The following is a 16,566-nucleotide window of genomic DNA, read 5'->3' as shown; positions in this document are numbered from 1 at the left end:
TGCAGGGGGGACCCTGTGGGAGAGTAGGACGCCGCCGAACAATTATTCCGGGAAAGCCCCGCACCTCTGGTGCGGGGCTTTTCTGCGTTCACGGGGCATTGCTCAATCCGGCGGCCCAGATCATCGATTCCAGCGCCGCGAGTCGTAGGCGGAGAGCAGGCCTTTCATGTCTGTCCCGGGAGCAGACGGTAGAAGATGGCACATCGTACGGATACGCGAATTCGATTGCTTGAGGGCGGAGTGCCGGACAAGATCGGGGTATGGACTATGTGATTCGCCCTGTACGCGCCGAGGAATGGGCGCTGGTCAAGGACATCAGGCTCGCCGCTCTGCAGGATCCCGCGGCTCCGGTGGCGTTCCTGGAGACGTACGAGCAGGGCGCGGCTCAGCCCGACGAGTTCTGGCAGGGGCGCGCGGCCGGTGCAGCGGAGTCCAGTGGCGACGCGGTACGTCAGTTCATCGCCGAGGCAACCGACGGGAGTTGGGCCGGCACGATCAGCGTGCTCATCGAGCGACCGGGCGAGGACCCGCGGTTCGGTGAGCCCGCCAAGGTTCACCAGGCCCATGTGGTCGGGGTCTATGTGCGACCCGAGGCGCGGGGCAGTGGGCTGGCCGACCAGCTGTTCCGGACCGGGATCGACTGGGCGTGGTCACTGGGCGAGCCGCGGATCGAGCGGGTGCGTCTCTATGTGCACGAGAACAACCCGCGAGCCAGTGCGTTCTACCGCCGGTTCGGTTTCGTACCGACCGGGGAGACCGTCGCCGAGCCGGACGATCCGACGGCGCTGGACCTGGAGTACGAGATCGTCCGTCCCGTCTGATGGCATGCGGCTCCCGGCTCGGCCGGCTGCCGCCCCGGACGGCTGGGCTCATCCGGCAGCCTCGACACCCGTCACGTAACTCCTGGTGCCTCTTCCGGCAAGTTTTGCCCCGTCGTGCCGTCCGGCACGCCCGCTCGCCGCGTTGGCCACAAGCCCTTGTAGCGGAGCTACCAGGACGTCCGGCCGCCTTGCGATCGCACGCACCGGACGACGTTCCGCATGGGGCACACACTGCCGGTCACTGGAGCGGGGACGACCAGCGGGCCCGGGCCTGTTCCTTCGAGCGGAGCAGGGCGAGCGTCGGCAGGCCCTGGTCCTGGCCGGTCGACAGCAGTTCGGGGAGTTGGGGGAGTGGAGCCACAGCCGCGACGTCGTCGAGGACCAAGGCCATTGGTGGGTCGAGCCGACCGTCGGTTGACCGTGCGGCCATGCGGCGGCCGTGCTCGACCACGTGTGAGGCGAGGGCGGTGAGCAAGGGCATCGCACCAGGTGCGGAGCGAGGATCCTCGATGGGTTCACCGACCACATAGAGCGTGCCCCCTTCGCCCGCAAAAGATTCCAGCACCAGCGAATCGGCCCGGTTCGGTGTGCAGGCCTCGCGGATGTGGACCGAGGAGAGTGCGGCGAACGCCCGTACCGTCAGCTCCTGGGCCATCTCCCGGCGCTCGGGGTGACCGGTGAGCGCGGACTCCAGAAGGCCGGCGAGTCCGGAGGCCGCCTTGGGGTGGGTACGGAGCAGGCGTACGGGTTCATGGGCGTTGCCGCCGAGGGCCCAGCGGTGGACCTGGCGGAACGGGCGACCGTCTATGGCGGCGGCGTGCAGCCAGCACTGGAGCAGGGTCTCCGCGGTCTCGGCCGTCATCGCGTCGATACGGGCCTGCGGCCGGACCGGGGTGAGGAGTGCGGCGGCGCGGGTGGCTGCCGTATCGGGCTGTTCGCATCCGGAAGTGGGGGACCAGTGGAGGCGGGCCGGGGTGTCGCAGAGGTGGCCGGGGTCGTAGACGAGCACCGGGCCGAGTTTGGCGCGGGCGTCCTTCGTCTCCGCCCAGACGGTGGGGTCCGAGGTGACGACGAGGGCGGGTCCGTCCGCTTCCCGGATGGCCTGGACGACCGTGGGGCGGCGAGTGGCGGCCGGGCCGTAGACGACGAGAGGTGGGCGGGGGGAGGGGACGGGCGGGGTGAGGAGAGGGGGCGCGAGGTCCTCCATGGATTCGGCCGGTACCGGGGTGTACGTGGCCGTGGGCGTGGGCGTGGGGATGGCCGTGAGCGTGGGCGTGGGGATGGCCGCGGGGGCGGGAGCGGGGAGCGGTGCGGGGGCGGAGACATCCACTTCGGTGGACTCCTCGCGCCCCGGGTGCGCCGCGTGTCTCGCGTAACGCTCCTCGGAGCGCTCCTCGCGACGCTCTTCCCGACGACGTGCTCGTACTGCGCGCCAGCGTGCCACCACGCCCATCACGAACACTGTCAGCACCATGAGCACCATGAGTTCGCCTATAAAGAGGCCCCAGAACAGCCCGTACCCGGAGAGCTCGTTTGCCGGTGTGTCGGGCCAGGCCGCCGGGATGTCGTGCGGGGACGCCGCCAGCCGGCGCATGGCGAGCGGCGTCTCGGTGAAGGTGACGCCCTCCGGCCACGCGCCGTGCGCGAACAGCCCGGACAGACCGGTGGCCGTCCAGGCCAGGAGGGCCAGCCCGAGCAGGAAGCCCAGCAGGCCGACCAGCAGACCGTCCGGGATGCCGCCGGTGCTCGGACCGGTCTGCTGCTCTGTACGCCCCGCCATGTCATGCCACCGTTGACTCGGACGACTCGTTCAGCCGTTGTTGGTGCTCGATGTGTGCCGCGCGCTGTTCGGTCTCCAGCTCCGCGGCCCGTACGTCCTCCGGCAGCAGATCGGCCGCGGACGACTCGGTCATCGCACGGTCGGTGAAGACCAGTGGTCGTTCCGCCTCGGTGATCAGGTGTTTGACGACCTGTACGTTCCCGTTGACGTCCCATACCGCGATGCCGGGGGTGAGGGTCGGGATGATCTCGACCGCCCAGCGGGGCAGACCGAGGACGCGCCCGGTCGCTCTGGCCTCGTCTGCCTTCTGCGCGTAGATCGTCCGGGTCGACGCCATCTTGAGGATCGCCGCCGCCTCGCGTGCCGCGGCCCCGTCGACCACATCGCTGAGGTGGTGGACGACGGCGACGAACGACAGGCCCAGCCGCCGGCCGAACTTCAGCAGCCGTTGGAAGAGCTGGGCGACGAACGGTGAGTTGATGATGTGCCAGGCCTCTTCGACCAGGAAGATGCGCTTCTTCCGGTCGGGCCTGATCCAGGTGTGTTCCAGCCAGACGCCAACGATCGCCATGAGGATCGGCATCGCGATCGAGTTCCGGTCGATGTGCGAGAGGTCGAAGACGATCAGGGGCGCGTCCAGGTCGATGCCGGCGGAGGTCGGGCCGTCGAACATGCCGCGCAGGTCACCGTCGACGAGCCGGTCCAGGACGAGGGCGACGTCGAGGCCCCAGGCGCGCACGTCGTCTATGTCGACGTTCATCGCCTCGGCGGAATCGGGTTCCGGGTGGCGCAGTTGCTCGACGATGTCGGTCAGTACGGGTTGCCGGTCGTTGATCGTCTGGTTGACGTAGGCGTGCGCGACCTTCAGTGCGAAGCCGGATCGTTCGTCGAGGCCGTGGCCCATCGCGACTTCGATGATCGTACGGAGCAGGGCGAGCTGGCCCGTCGTGGTGATCGACGGGTCCAGCGGGTTGAGCCGGATGCCGCCGTTCAGGGCCGCGGTCGGGTCGAGGCGGATGGGAGTGAGGCCGAGCTCCTGGGCGATGAGGTTCCACTCGCCGACGCCGTCCTCGCCCTGGGCGTCGAGGACGACGACCTGGCGGTCGCGGAAGCGGAGCTGGCGGAGGACGTACGTCTTCTCCAGCGCGGACTTGCCGTTGCCCGACTCGCCGAGTACCAGCCAGTGCGGGGCGGGGAGCTGCTGCCCGTACAGCTGGAAGGGGTCATAGATGTACCCCTTGCCGGAGTACACCTCGCGGCCGATGATCACGCCGGAGTCGCCGAGGCCGGGCGCGGCGGTGGGCAGATACACCGCCTGGGCCTGGCCGGTGGAGGTACGCACGGGCAGTCTGGTCGTCTCCACCTTCCCGAAGAGGAAGGAGGTGAAGGCATCCGACAACGCGGACAGCGGATCTCGCATGGCGTGACTGCCCTCTCGGTTAGCGACGGATGCCGGTGGCGAACGGAAGGGTGTTCACAAAGGCGCGGTGGTGCTCGCGGTCGCACCACTCCAGTTTCAGATACGACTTGCCGGCCGAGGCCCGGATCGTCCGCTTGTCACGGGCGAGGGACTCGGGTGATCGCGACGACACGGTGATGTACCCCACGAGATTCACTCCGGCCGCGCCGCTCGCGAGATCTTCACCCCGCTGGTCGAGCCTGCCGTGGGCGGCGATGTCGCGCGGGTCGACGGTCCGGTTCATCTTGGCCTGGCGGCTCGCCTCGGCCTCGTCGTTCGTCTTCTCCGTGAGCATCCGCTCGATGGCGATCTCGGTCGGTTCGAGGTCCATGCAGACCGCGACCGTACGGATGACGTCCGGGGTGTGGACCAGCAGCGGGGCGAGGAAGTTGACGCCGACGGGCGTCATCGGCCATTCCTTCACCCACGCCGTGGCGTGGCACCAGGGCGCACGGGTCGTCGACTCGCGGGTCTTGGCCTGCAGGTACGTCGGCTCGACCGCGTCCAGTTCGGCGGGCCAGGCGTTGCGCTTCGTCATCGCCTGGATGTGGTCGATGGGGTGGTCGGGGTCGTACATCGAGTGCACGAGGGAGGCGAGCCGGCTCTGGCCGAGCGGCTGGCGCACCCGGATGTCGGCCTCGGCGAGGCGGGCGCAGATGTCGGTCAGTTCGCGCGCCATGACGACGGCGAGCCCCGCGTCCCGGTCGAGCTTGCGGCCTGCCTGGGGCCGGGCGGCGCGGGCCATGGCGTTTGCCTCGGCGGCCAGTTCGCGGTTGAAGTGCATGCACGCGACGAGGTAGGCACGGTGCTGTTCGCTGGAGGTGGAGACCATCGACTGGAGCTGGTCGTACGACTCCTGCAGCCAGCCCGGGGCCGCCTTGTCGCCGCGTTGGGCGACATCCTTCGCGTGCGCGTCGGGGTCAGCGGGCAGGGTGCGGGCCAGCATCTGAATACGGGTCACGAAGCCGTCCCCGTTGGCCACATGCTTCAGCAGGGTGCCGAACCGGTCGACCAGCGCCTCCTGGTCCTCGCTGTCGCGGAGTCCGACGCCGGGACCCTCGATCTCGATCGCCGCGGTGACGGTGCGGCGGTCGGCGTGCAGCAGTACGGCGATCTCGTCCGGGCCGAAGGGGGCGGCGAGCCAGTTGATGCGGCCGATGCCCGGGGGCGGCCCGATCTCGACCTCACGGCCGTCGCCCCGCACGCCCGCTTCCATGGCGGCGGAACGGTAGGTGGCGCCGCGGCGCACGGACCGCTTGAAGCTGCGGTTGATTTCGAACCATTTGTAGAAGGTGCGGTGCTTGTACGGGACGTACACGATCGCCAGCGCCAGCAGCGGGAAGCCCGTGAGCAGCACGATCCGCAGGGACAGGACGGGGACGATCAGCCCGCTCATCATGCCGAGGAACGCGCCGACGATGATCAGCGCGATCTCGCCCGTCTCGCGGTTCTTGCCGACGATCGCGTTCGGCCGCGCCCGGCCGATGAGATACGTACGGCGGGGCGCGACCGGATGGGACTGGGTCGTCAACGCCCTCCACCTCCTGTGCTGTTGTTACCTGAATTGCCTGTACCGCCGCCCCGGTTGACGCGGCTGCTGTGCGGGGTGCCGGAAGTGGGTCCCGACCCGCTGCGGGGCGGAGGTGCGGCGGAGGGGACAGATCCGCCGCCGACCCCGCTCCCGCCGGTGTTGCGGGAGCTGTGCGCGGCCACACCGCCGCTGACCGGGTTGGCGGGCCTGCCCCCGCCGTTGCCGCCGCCCTGTCCGCCGTTGTCGCCGCCGCTCCGGCTGCTGTGGGTCTTGATGCCCTGGGAGACGAGGGCGGCAGGGGAGCTGATCAGCGCTGCGGCCTGGGCGCCGTCGGTGGCCTGCTTGCGGTTGGTACGGGCACCCTGGATCTCGTCGCCGAAGCCGGGGACGAAGCGGTAGATCATCGCCGAGGCGAAGATCGCCAGGAGGATGATGGCGAGCCCGGAGACGACGGCGGAGAACGCGTTCGGTCCCCCGTCGGAGGAGAGCGCGCCGGCCAGCCCGAGCACGATGACGATGACCGGCTTCACCATGATCACCGCGATCATGATGCCCGCCCAGCGGCGGACATGGCCCCACATGTTCTTGTCGACGAGCCCCGAGTAGACGACGACGCCGAGGAGCGCGCCGACGTAGAGCAGGGCGGCCCGGATCACGAGCTCCAGCCAGAGCACGCCCGCGGCGAGGATCGACACGAGCGAGACGACGATCAGCATGATCGGCCCGCCGCCGATGTCGGAGCCCTTGCTCAGCGCCTCGGCGAACGAACCGAAGAAGACATCGGTCTGCCCGCCGGAGGATGACGCGATGACGTCGGTGACCCCGTCGGTCGCCGAAACGACCGTGTAGAGGATGAGCGGCGTGAACGCGGACGCGAGGACGGTCAGCCAGAGGAACCCGACAGCCTCGGAGATCGCGGTGGCCACCGGAACGCCACGGATGGCGCGCTTGGCGACGGCGAGCAGCCAGAGGACGAGAGTGAGCACGGTGGAGGCGGCGAAGATGACCGCGTATTGCTGGAGGAACTTGGGGTTGGTGAAGTCGACGTCCGCGGTGCCTTTGACTGCCTCGCTGAGCTTGCCGACGATCCAGGCTGCGGCGTCGGCGCAGCCGCGGGCGAGGGAGGAGAGGGGGTCGAGGGCGTTGGTGGCGGAGTCGGGGGAGGTGTTTTTGGGGGAGCCTGCATCGCCGTTTTCGCAGAGGTCCTTGGCGAGTCCGACGATGAGGTCGCAGGCGTTGTTGCTCTTACTCGGAGACGGGCTCGGAGACGGGCTCGGCGTCGGGCTCGGTGCTGCGGTGGCACGGGACGCCGCGAGGACGATCGTGGCTGGGAGGCTTCCCATAACGGACGCGACAGAGACCGCGTGGGAGCGACGGCTATCGGGCATAGGTGAAGCCTCCATACTGCTCAACCGCACCGGCGATGTCGTCTGCAGTCGATGCCCGGTTGCCGCCGCTGACCGGCGTCGGGCCTTCTGTCTGGCTCGACGACTCGATCTTCCAGTCGTTCCCGACCCATTTCAGGTTCTCGGTGATGGTGAACCAGGTCTCGGTGACGGGCTTGGTGGAGTCTTGGCCGGCCATCCCGACAAGGCCTGTGCACCAGACCTCGACGGTGGCTGTGTCTCCGGCCTGTTTGGTCACCTTGGTGCCCACAGGCACGGTCCGGGAGACGAATGTCAGTCCACTGGGTGTGCTGCCGTCTTCGTTCAGCCCGACATTAGTGAAGAGGCTTGCCGAGTACGCCTTGTCCATGTCGGCCTGGAGTCGATCGACCGCAGCCGGGTCGTGGGTGGCTTGCAGGATTCTCCGGCGTGCATCGGCGTTGAACATGTCGGCGGAACCGAGTGCTACGGCGTAGTTAGTTGCCGCGCTCTGCGCACCCTGAGCATCGTGCGCGAACCCCGAGGGAATCGAGCCGTTCTTCCCCGTCACCGGCTTCGTGCCCGTCGCCGCGGTGGGCGCCGAGCCCGCCTTGTCGCCGCCGTTCCCGCCGGATGAGGCGCCCTTGTTGCCGCCACCGCCCACGTTCGCGAACGCGATAGCCGCGACGAGCAGGACGACCACGCCGACCACCATGATCAGGGACCGTGAACTGCGGGCCGGCCGACGGGATCCGCCGTAGCCGTCGCCGCCCTCGCCATCGGGAAATCGTGTACGGGTCTGGCGCGTTCCGCCGATGGTGCTGTATCCATCGTCAGTACGGCCTGAGCCCGAGTCGCTGCCGTAGCCGTGGTCGTTACCGGCACTCATGCTGCGTAGGCCCCCTCAACCGTGTGCGATTCCGCGTAGTACGACGGTAGCCGTGCTGGTTCCCGCGCGGGCGCGGTGTGATGACTCGACATCAGAGAGACGCAACCTCTGCCGGTGGGCACGACGGACGGATGGGGTGGAAGTGGATCGGGGCGGCGGCAGCCTTCCCCGCGCAGGCTGACGGACGGTTAGATGGCCATCCCGTAGACGATGGTGAACAGGGTTCCCAGCGATCCAATGATGAACACACCAGTCAGACCGGCAACGATCAGACCCTTGCCCTGTTCCGCGCTGAACGTGTCGCGCAACGCTGTCGCGCCGATACGCTGCTTGGCTGCTCCCCAGATGGCGATGCCGAAACAGAGCAGGATGGCAACGGCCATGACGACCTCGATCATCACCTTGGCTTCGTTGCCCAGGGCTCCGAACGGCCCCCACTTGGGAGCGATGCCGTTGATGATGGTGCTGATACCGCCCTTATCGGCCTCAGCTGCCAGGACCATGTAAGTCACCGCCCCTGTTGGGTAGTTCACTGCCCCTTGCCATATGGCACGGGTCACCCTCTATCTTCGCTGATGAATGCGCCTCGGTACGACGACTTAGCGCCCTCTCTTTCATGGGATCTCGCACGTTTGACCGGTCCGACCGCCCTGACCTGCGGATCGAATCGGTGTGTGACCACATGCATATGATTACTCTGTGTATCACGTGAGGTGACGCTGAGCAATCTTGGTCATTTCGCCGCCCGGCCCGAGGCAAGCCTCCGGCCCCTCCTCACACCCATCAGGGCGGGCAGGGTGATGGGGAGTCAGAGGACGGAGCGGCGAGGGCCCGGCGGGCGGGGCGGTGTCGTCCAGGTCTTCGGTGGCCGGAAGTCGCACCAGGAGCCGTCAAAGGGAAAGGTTCCAGCCTCGGCGAGCCGGGCGACTCTGGTGCCCTCGGCGCGGATGGCTGCCGCTTCGTCGGCCGACCAGTAGACGGGGTGGCCGGTCTTCTCGGCGAAGGACTCCTCGTCCTTCCACTGCCAGGACCGGTCCGGCGCGACGTTGATGTCGAGCTCGTGGTCGGCGATGTCGATGTCGTCGCCGTGGTGGAAGCGACGCTCCAGATTCACGTACCAACCGCGGAACTTTCCCCTGCGGCCGAAGAGCCAGAGCACGGAGTGTGCGGCGCCGGTGGGCTGATAGAAGAGGGCGCTGCCCATCGGCCACCGGTCGGGGACCACCGGATATCCGGTGGCAGGTCGGTCGTCCGGGGCGATGTCGCGGAGGTGTGCGCCTCCAGGGAGCTTTGTGCGCCACATGGGCGCGCCTGTCTCCATCCACACCAGCTGGCCCTCGTCCGTGCGGTTGACGAGGCGTACGGGCACCGAGGCACTCAAGTGGCCACCGATGAAGAAGTTCCAGTGCAGAATCCGGCCCGGTATGTCGTCCGTGGTGTTGATCACGTGGGCGAGTCGGTTCATGAATCACTCCTTGCGGTCGGAGTCAGTGGTGGAGATATGCCCGGTTTCGCCTGGTCGGGAACCCGTTCATGTGCGGGCGTCGTCGCTGGGTCAACGCGCGCGAACAGCAATGCCGTGGCCCGGTCGGGGAGCTCGTCGTTCACCGAGGCCACCTCCCCTCGGTACACCTCCGTGCTGTGCAGCCAGGACACCACCCGAAGGTCGGGGTCGTCGTTCTTCGGCATCGCGACCAGCTCGCTGGCCGTGGTGGGTCTGCCCTTGATGTCGACGGTGCGATACACGATCCGGTGAGCCCGCACGCCGTAGCGGACCTGTGCCGTATCGATGCCGGTCTTCGCAAGACGGGCCACGACCTCCTTGGCGTCCAGGTCCGCCACAGGGGTCGCGGATATCACCGAACCGCGTGCTGCGGGCTCCTGGGACGCGGTCAGGGGGGAACGCTGATTGTCGTCTCCGCACCCTGTCGCCGCCAGTACGGTCACGGCGCACACCAGGGCGAGCGCTCCGGGCTTGGCTGATCTTCCATGGAGCCGAGAAAAGTTCATGACTGGACTCTTTCGCTCCCGGCACGCTCGCCATATTTGGGACGAACACCCCACTTGCCAGGGGGATTTCCCTACCCGTGATCCTCGGTCGGCCTGAACGGCCCCGTTGGTACTGCTGAAGGAGGGCAGGCTCGGGCCCTGGCCTACCATCGCCTCCATGACCTCCGCGCTGATCCTCATCGACCTGATGCCACGCATCATCGCCCTGCCCCTTGCTCCGCACCCCGGCGAAGAGGTACTGGCGCGCTGCCGTCGGTTGGCTGAGGCATTCAGGGCGAGCGATCGCCCGGTGGTGCTGGTTCGAGTGGAGAGGCCGAACACAACCGAGCAGCCGCCAGGCAGCGGCTTCGCTGACGGTCTGGTCCAGCCCAGCGATGTTGTGGTCGTCAAGCGCACCGTCGGGGCATTCCATGGCACCGATCTGCACGACCAGTTGCGCAATCTGGGCGTGGACACGCTGGTGCTCGCTGGGCTGGTTACCACGATGGGGGTCGAGTCCACTGCGCGGGCCGCGAGTGACCACGGCTATGAGTTGGAGTTCGTCGCCGACGCGATGTCCGGTTTCGCTGCCGACGAGCACGACTTCACCGTGGAAAAGATCTTTCCCCGGTTCGGTGAAGTGCGTAACACGGCGGCCTACACCTGAGTCAGTGGTAGTAGGCGATCAGTGACCAAGTGTGCGCCGATCTTGTTGTAGTGCCAGATGCCGGCGGCCAGCGCGAAGATGCGCTGGGCGACCCGGATCGCGACGCCCCGAAGGTCCCCCCGCCGTGTTGTTCCAGGTCGCGGTACCGATTCGAGTTCATCCCCGTAGCGCGACGCTACGTCGTCAGGGAAAGAGCGCCAGATCCCGCAGAACTCAAGCCCGGTGGGTGGGTGATCAGTTCATGGCACCAAGTCGGCGCTGGTAACGCGTACCAGGGCGCTCGCCGATGCGGACGTCCCCCACCGCAGTGAACCCGTTGCGTCGGAGCACGGCCATGGACGCCGGATTGTCGAGGGTGGTGACTGCGGTGAGCGCGGAGAGCCGGTACGCCGTGGCAGCCAGGCGGCACACTTCCTCGACCGCGGCCGTTGCCATGCCCCGTCCCGCTGCGCGCTCACCGATCCGGTAGCCGAGTTCAGCGGCCCCTTCCTCGATGTCCACGAGATTGACGCGACCAACCAGCTCTCCCCGGTCGTCCATGATGACGTGGAACTGACACGCACCGGTGTCCTGTTCGGCGAGCAGTGCGCGATGACGGGTGGCGAACTCAACGAAGTACAGGTCGCCGCGATCCGGTATGGACCGTGCGAAGTACTCGCGGTTCTCCCGCTCGAAAGCCAGCAAGGCATGTGCATGGTCGGCCCGGAGCCGCTCCAACGTCAGCATGCTCGACAGCGTACGTAGTCTCGATCGCGCCCCACCCCTCTTCCGGGTGCGGAAGACAAAGGTCAAGCTGAGAGGCCACCGCAGTGGACGGGCTGGGTACCGACACGGAACGGGCGGGTACCCAGCCCGTCATGCCTGGGCAGCCAGGCCGCCTTCGCCACCGATCTCCGCGAAGTGGTCGAACTCGTCGGCCAGGACGCCCTTGGTAAAGGCCTCCCATTTCGTCCGGGTGGTCGTGACGATGTTGGCGGGGTCGCTCGTCTCACGGAGGTGGACGAGTTCGCCCTCGCCGAAGGCGATCTCGATCCAGGGACCGGGGCCTTGTTCGCCCTCGGGAGCGGCGCGGACCCAGGTGAGGTCGGCCGGTGCGCGCTGGTCAGCCATGGTTGGTGCCGTCCTTGACACTTCGGAGGAGGGCGGCCCAGGCAGTGGGGGTGGTGCGGAGTATGGCTCCGGTGGGGTCGCTGCTCTCGGTGACGTTGACCGTGTTGTCCTGGGTGGCGACGTGTACGCATGACTCGCCCTGGCCGCAGTACGACGACTTCTGCCACTGGGAGTGGGGCATGTTGGGTTCCTTCACAGGTGGGTGACCAGACTGTGGATGAAGTCCTGGGACTTTTCCGGTGTCAGTGCTACTGACTCCATGCGGGCCAGCAGAAGGCAGTAGGCCTCGAGCTCCGCCTCGGCGTCCACCAGGGCGGGACCGTGCGACTGGTCCAGTGAGACGGTGTCGAGGCGCGGTGCTGATCCGCGTACATACAGGATTGTCTGCCCGGATCCGGGATAGGCGCCGATGGCGAAGGGGATCACCCGGACCGTGATGTGCTCGCGTTCGCTCTGTTCCAGCAGATGGCGGAGTTGGTCCCTGGCGACGGTCGCGCCACCTACCGGTACGCGGAGCGCTGCCTCGTGGACGACCGCCTGGTACGGCGGGGGAGACGGACGGTCGAGGACGGCCTGGCGCTGGAGCCGGTGGCTTACGCGGTGCTCTATGTCCGAGCGGGAGAACTCCGGCACGACCTGTCGAAAGATCTCGCGGGCGTGGTCCGTGGTCTGGAGAAGGCCCGGGATGTGCGACGTGTTGGCGGATTGCAACCCGGTTGCGTGGTGCTCCAGTTCGGCGATGTCCAGCAGCGGGGTGGGCAGCACCTCGCGGAACGTCTCCCACCAGCCGGTCGTGCGGTCCCCGGCGAGGTCGAGCAGCCCCTCGATATAGGTGGTGTCCGAGCAACGATAGTTGCGAGCCATGGCACGCAGCCGCTCCGGGCTGACGCCGAAACGGCTCGCCTCGATGTTGCTGAGCTGGGCCTGGCTGATGCCGAGGAGGCGCGCGCCTTCAGTGGCGGTGAGCCCAGATCGGTCCCGCAATCTGCGCAGCTCGGTCCCGAGCCGAAGCCGTCGCACGCTGGGAGTGCCTCTGAGCGCCATGCGTCAACTCTCCTTGCCGAACACAGGGTTGATGTCGTCACTCACGTGAGTGCTTCTCTCAAGCAATTGTCGATCTGGCAAATATTTTATGCGGTGAGCCGCTAGCTTGAGGACAGGCCACCCGCCCGGAAGTACCCCGCTCGACGGAGCGGCCTCGTCACCGGGCAACCGAAAATGCAAGATTCAACTTCCCTCCGTGATCGGAGACTTCCATGGTCCTGGCCACCGTAACGCCGCCCTGGGCATACACACTCCAACTCCCACAGGATCCCCGCGCTCCGGGCATCGCCCGCGCCACTCTTCGCTCCGTGCTCCGCGTGCACGGCATGGGTGATCTCATCGACACCGCCGAGCTGTTGGCGAGTGAACTCGTCACCAACGCGTACCGGTACTCCTCGGGGCCGTACTCACTCCGGCTGCGCGACGCAGGCCGGCACCGGATCAGGCTCAGTGTCTGGGACACCAACCCGGACATCCCGCCGCCGTTCCAGGGCGGTGCAAAGGCTCCGGCGTCGCTCGCCGAGTGCGGGCGCGGGCTGCATCTCGTCACCCTGTGGGCGGACAGCTGGGGCGCGTATCCGCTGCATGGCGGGCTGCCGGGGCACGGCGGGAAGCTGCTCTGGGTGGAGTGCGTGTGGAAGCCGGACCGTCAGTGGAGTGACCTGTCGTGACTGTGTGCAGCGACATGGCCGGAGCGGCCGAGAGGGAGCCGGTGTCCCCTCCGTCATCGGACGGGCATGAGGGCGACCCCCGGTCCTCAAGCTGCGGACAGCGCCTGAGGCCCGGGGGCCGGGGGTGGTGTGGTTGCGGGCTTCCCGTTCAGGTTGCCCGGCGCACGCACCGTGCGAATGCGTGGCTCACGTCTTTGTCTCGGGCTCCGAGGTCCACGTTCCCAGGGATATCTCGGCGGTGATGCCCGGTCCGAAGCCGGCCATGATGCCGCGCTGGCCGTGGAGGGTCGACGCCTCGTCGAACATGCGGGCCAGGGCGTCGAGTACCACCGCGCTGGCGATGTTGCCGTACTCGGTGAGCGTGGCCCGGCTGAAGCGGAACGCTTCGGGCGGTACGTCGAGGAAGCGGCTCAGGTCGTCCAGGATGCGCGGACCGCCGGCGTGGATGATGTAGAAGTCCAGCTTGCTGGCGTTCCACTGGTGCTGCTCCGCGAGGGCGCTCAGGGCCGGGGCAAGTGGCTCCATGGTTCCGGGCACGCGCTTGTCGAGCTGGAAGTGGAAGCCCGTGGAGCGGACCGCGTAGGAGATCCATTCCTCGGTGTCCGGGATGATGTACGACCCGTTGCGTTCCAGATGGACTCCGGTGCCGCCCTGGCCCCGGACCACGACGGCGGCGATCCCGTCGCCGAACAGGCCGTTGGACAGCAGGGATCCGACACCCAGATCGGTCGGCTGGTAGCACAGCGAGCAGAACTCGCAAGCGATGACGAGCACGTTGCGGTCGGGGTACGCAGTGCAGAAGTCGTGGGCCCGGTTGACGGCTGCGCCACCCGCCGCACAGCCCAGCTGCGCGATCGGCATCTGCCGTGTCTCCGGCCGGAAGCCCATCGTGTTGATGAGCCACGCGGTCGGCGGAGGCATCATGAAACCGGTGCAGGAGACGTAGATGATCAAGTCGATCTGCGACGGCTCGAGTTGCGCGTGGTCCAGTGCCTGGCGGACAACAGCCGGGACACGGGCCTTGGTCTGTGCCTCGTAGATTTCGCTGCGTGCATCGAACCCCGGGTGTTGCAGCACCTTTTCGATCGGCTGGATCAGATGCCGTTTCTGGACCCCGGTGTGTTCGATCAGACGGAGGACCAGACCGAGCTGCGGATGGTCGCCGTGCAGCCGTTGTGCCAGTTCGAGGGTTTCGTCGTTGGTGATGACGTACTCGGGAACTGCGATTGCGGGCTTGCAGAGTACCGCCATGGATCTCCTCCTAGCGGACGATGAACCACACGGCCGAGCCTGACCGGATGCGGGGGCAGGTATCGGCCGACGGTAGCCACTGCGGCACCGTGCGTGGAGCGGCGCGGGACAGACTTTTTGGCTGCGGCGCCGAATTCGATGCCCCTGGGATGGGCATGGACGGGTCGATCGGCGAATGCGCTGAATTCTCACCGTATGGGCAGATGAATTTCGACCGCACCTTGATCGGCCTTGGAAATCACGCTACGGCAGGCGGATGACGGTCGCACGTCGGACGGAACGCGCTGTCCGGTAGCCCCGGAATCTTCCGGGTTTCCGCCCTCCGAGGGCCGATGCGGCATCGCTGACCATCGTGTTGTCCGTGGCCACGGCGGGCGGACCAGCCGTGCCCGGCGGCTGCCCAGCGGGTGCACGGCCGGCCCGCCGAGGGCCCGCCCCACGGTGAGAGATGCACCGCTGCGGGGCGGGCCCGGCGGGAGACGCACCGCTGCGGGGCGGCGCTCACCCCTCCCGCGGACCGATGACCACCGGCCGGAGTGGACCGCCCCCGCTCCGTCGCACGGTGCGAGCCACGAAGCCGGACACGGGCCGCCCTGCCGCCGGGCATCGATTCACTTGCTCGGCGGCGCCCGGGCTGCGCGCGGCGGCCCGGGCGTTCCCGCGCCATGGCCGGACCCGGGCCGCAGCGCGGTGGGTCTCTACCGGCGTCGCCTCGTCGGTAGCCCGGATCGCGTGCTGGGGTTGAACGAAGAGCCTGGTGCCCTGCTGGGGTATCGACCTCACCAGGCGACGGGCAGCTCGAGCGGATAACGCCAGATCGATGTCTTGTTCCAGGCCACTTCTCCGGCCGGCTTTGCCAGCCGGAGGTCAGGGAAGCGTTTCAGCAGGGTTCCGAGTGCGACTTCGAGTTCCGTGGCGGCGAGCGGGGCACCGAGACAGTGGTGGCCTCCCCAGCCGAAGGTCATGTGGGACGGACCGGTGCGTTCCAGGTCCAGCTCGTCGGGCCGGTCGAACTTCCGGCCGTCCCGGTTGGCCGTCAGATAGGAGACGTGCACGATGTCTCCCGCTCGGATCTTCACCCCGCTCAGTTCCACGTCCTCGGTGGCGACGCGGGGAATGCCGACGCCCTTGCGGAAGGGGATGAAGCGCAGCAGTTCCTCGAGTGCCTGCGGGAGCATCTCGGGGCGGGCGCGCAGCATGGCCAGCTCCTTGGGACGCGTGAGCAGGGTGTATGCGATGTTCCCGATCTCGTATGTGGTGGTGTCCTGGCCGGTGATGAGCAGGACCATGGCCATGACGGTCAGTTCTTGATCGTTGAGGAGCTCGTCTCCGTCGCGGGCGGCGGCCAGCGCGCTGATCAGGTCGTCGCCAGGGTTCTCCCGCCGGTGCGCGGTCAGCTCCGCGAAGTAGGCGCGGAGATCGGCTTTGGCGCGCACCGCGTTGTCCCGGTTGTCGATGCCGACGTCCATCATGGTGCGCGCGTGGGCGCGCAGCTGAGCCTGGTCGCCCTCGGGAATGTCGAGGACCTCGCAAATGGTGGTCAGGGGCAGGGGGGCCGCGAGGTGCCCGAAGAGGTCGGCGGGGGAACCGTGCTCCTCCATCCGGTCCAGCAGCTCATCCACGACATGCTGGGTACGGACCCGCATGCGCTCCATGTGGCGCGGCGCGAAACCCTTGGAGATCAGGCTGCGCAGGCGGCTGCTGGCCGGTGGGTCCATCACATTGATCGCCTCGTCCTGAACGATGGGTTCAGGGGTCATCCGCGGGAAGTTCCGGCCGATGATGGCGCTGCGGCTGAAACGCCGGTCGGTGGTCACCGTGCGTACGTCGTCGTAGCCGGTGACGAGCCATGCTTCCCCGTCGCCGTGGGGCAGCCGGATGCGGGAAACGGGGGCGTCGTTCTGCAGTTGCTTGAGCAGCGGATCGAATTCGAGGGCCTCGGCGTAGTCGAATGGACAGTTCCGCGGCGTGGGGGCTGGTTCCATACGGA

17 protein-coding genes are annotated in these 16,566 nt (G+C 67.8%); 3 read left to right on the top strand and 14 right to left on the bottom strand.

Going from position 1 to position 16,566, the window contains the following annotated elements:
- Positions 1-260: 260 nt before the first annotated feature.
- Complete coding sequence (locus tag ACIBB8_RS32020) at positions 261-821, top strand: GNAT family N-acetyltransferase (RefSeq protein WP_398958103.1); 561 nt, start codon at positions 261-263, stop codon at positions 819-821.
- Positions 822-1,059: 238 nt separating this feature from the next.
- On the opposite strand, the gene ACIBB8_RS32015 is transcribed toward ACIBB8_RS32020, so the two are convergent.
- The 8 genes from ACIBB8_RS32015 to ACIBB8_RS31980 form a co-directional block, all read right to left on the bottom strand.
- Positions 1,060-2,601, bottom strand: coding sequence for a type IV secretory system conjugative DNA transfer family protein (locus ACIBB8_RS32015; protein WP_398958100.1), 1,542 nt, complete (start codon positions 2,599-2,601; stop codon positions 1,060-1,062).
- A 1-nt stretch (position 2,602) separates the two neighbouring features.
- Positions 2,603-4,021 carry an ATP-binding protein gene (locus ACIBB8_RS32010; RefSeq protein WP_366692858.1) on the bottom strand — a complete coding sequence of 473 codons (1,419 nt, stop codon included), beginning with the start codon at positions 4,019-4,021 and terminating at the stop codon, positions 2,603-2,605.
- A gap of 19 nt (positions 4,022-4,040) precedes the next feature.
- Complete coding sequence (locus ACIBB8_RS32005) at positions 4,041-5,591, bottom strand: SCO6880 family protein (RefSeq protein ID WP_366692857.1); 1,551 nt, start codon at positions 5,589-5,591, stop codon at positions 4,041-4,043.
- Positions 5,588-6,934: a hypothetical protein gene (locus tag ACIBB8_RS32000; RefSeq protein WP_398958097.1), complete on the bottom strand. Its 1,347-nt coding sequence runs from the start codon at positions 6,932-6,934 to the stop codon at positions 5,588-5,590. Before ACIBB8_RS32000 ends, ACIBB8_RS32005 begins: the two co-directional genes overlap by 4 nt.
- 34 nt (positions 6,935-6,968) lie before the next feature.
- Positions 6,969-7,844: a hypothetical protein gene (locus tag ACIBB8_RS31995; protein WP_398958095.1), complete on the bottom strand. Its 876-nt coding sequence runs from the start codon at positions 7,842-7,844 to the stop codon at positions 6,969-6,971.
- 188 nt (positions 7,845-8,032) lie between these two features.
- Positions 8,033-8,347: a hypothetical protein gene (locus ACIBB8_RS31990; protein ID WP_366692864.1), complete on the bottom strand. Its 315-nt coding sequence runs from the start codon at positions 8,345-8,347 to the stop codon at positions 8,033-8,035.
- 305 nt (positions 8,348-8,652) lie between these two features.
- The gene (locus ACIBB8_RS31985) at positions 8,653-9,309 is read right to left on the bottom strand and encodes a DUF402 domain-containing protein (protein WP_398958093.1); all 657 of its coding nucleotides are present in this window, start codon (positions 9,307-9,309) and stop codon (positions 8,653-8,655) included.
- A complete protein-coding gene (locus ACIBB8_RS31980) occupies positions 9,306-9,854 on the bottom strand; it encodes a hypothetical protein (protein ID WP_398958091.1) in 549 nt (182 codons plus the stop codon). The genes ACIBB8_RS31985 and ACIBB8_RS31980 overlap by 4 nt, the downstream gene beginning before the upstream one ends.
- 157 nt (positions 9,855-10,011) lie before the next feature.
- Here ACIBB8_RS31980 and ACIBB8_RS31975 point away from each other — a divergent pair, with 157 nt between their 5' ends.
- Positions 10,012-10,500, top strand: coding sequence for an isochorismatase family protein (locus ACIBB8_RS31975; RefSeq protein WP_398958089.1), 489 nt, complete (start codon positions 10,012-10,014; stop codon positions 10,498-10,500).
- 234 nt (positions 10,501-10,734) lie between these two features.
- Here ACIBB8_RS31975 and ACIBB8_RS31970 read toward each other — a convergent pair whose 3' ends face one another.
- The 4 genes from ACIBB8_RS31970 to ACIBB8_RS31955 form a co-directional block, all read right to left on the bottom strand.
- Positions 10,735-11,226, bottom strand: a complete 492-nt coding sequence (locus ACIBB8_RS31970; RefSeq protein WP_398958087.1) for a GNAT family N-acetyltransferase — start codon at positions 11,224-11,226, stop codon at positions 10,735-10,737.
- A gap of 129 nt (positions 11,227-11,355) precedes the next feature.
- Positions 11,356-11,610, bottom strand: coding sequence for a DUF397 domain-containing protein (locus tag ACIBB8_RS31965; RefSeq protein WP_398958085.1), 255 nt, complete (start codon positions 11,608-11,610; stop codon positions 11,356-11,358).
- Entirely contained in the window at positions 11,603-11,791 is a 189-nt protein-coding gene (locus ACIBB8_RS31960) for a DUF397 domain-containing protein (protein ID WP_398958083.1), read from the bottom strand. Before ACIBB8_RS31960 ends, ACIBB8_RS31965 begins: the two co-directional genes overlap by 8 nt.
- Before the next feature lie 11 nt (positions 11,792-11,802).
- Positions 11,803-12,654 carry a helix-turn-helix domain-containing protein gene (locus tag ACIBB8_RS31955; protein ID WP_398958080.1) on the bottom strand — a complete coding sequence of 284 codons (852 nt, stop codon included), beginning with the start codon at positions 12,652-12,654 and terminating at the stop codon, positions 11,803-11,805.
- A 212-nt stretch (positions 12,655-12,866) separates the two neighbouring features.
- Between ACIBB8_RS31955 and ACIBB8_RS31950 the strand changes: the two genes are divergently transcribed.
- Positions 12,867-13,325, top strand: coding sequence for an ATP-binding protein (locus ACIBB8_RS31950; protein ID WP_398958079.1), 459 nt, complete (start codon positions 12,867-12,869; stop codon positions 13,323-13,325).
- A gap of 186 nt (positions 13,326-13,511) precedes the next feature.
- On the opposite strand, the gene ACIBB8_RS31945 is transcribed toward ACIBB8_RS31950, so the two are convergent.
- Together ACIBB8_RS31945 and ACIBB8_RS31940 are read right to left on the bottom strand one after the other, a co-directional pair.
- Positions 13,512-14,576, bottom strand: a complete 1,065-nt coding sequence (locus tag ACIBB8_RS31945) for a type III polyketide synthase (RefSeq protein WP_398958077.1) — start codon at positions 14,574-14,576, stop codon at positions 13,512-13,514.
- A gap of 779 nt (positions 14,577-15,355) precedes the next feature.
- Positions 15,356-16,561, bottom strand: coding sequence for a cytochrome P450 (locus ACIBB8_RS31940; protein ID WP_398958075.1), 1,206 nt, complete (start codon positions 16,559-16,561; stop codon positions 15,356-15,358).
- Between the last annotated feature and the right edge of the window lie 5 nt (positions 16,562-16,566).

The organism is Streptomyces sp. NPDC051286, from assembly GCF_044455345.1.
Lineage (GTDB): Bacteria > Actinomycetota > Actinomycetes > Streptomycetales > Streptomycetaceae > Streptomyces.
The sequence above is the reverse complement of the archived record's forward strand: the minus strand, read 5'-3'. Positions and strand labels throughout refer to the sequence as shown.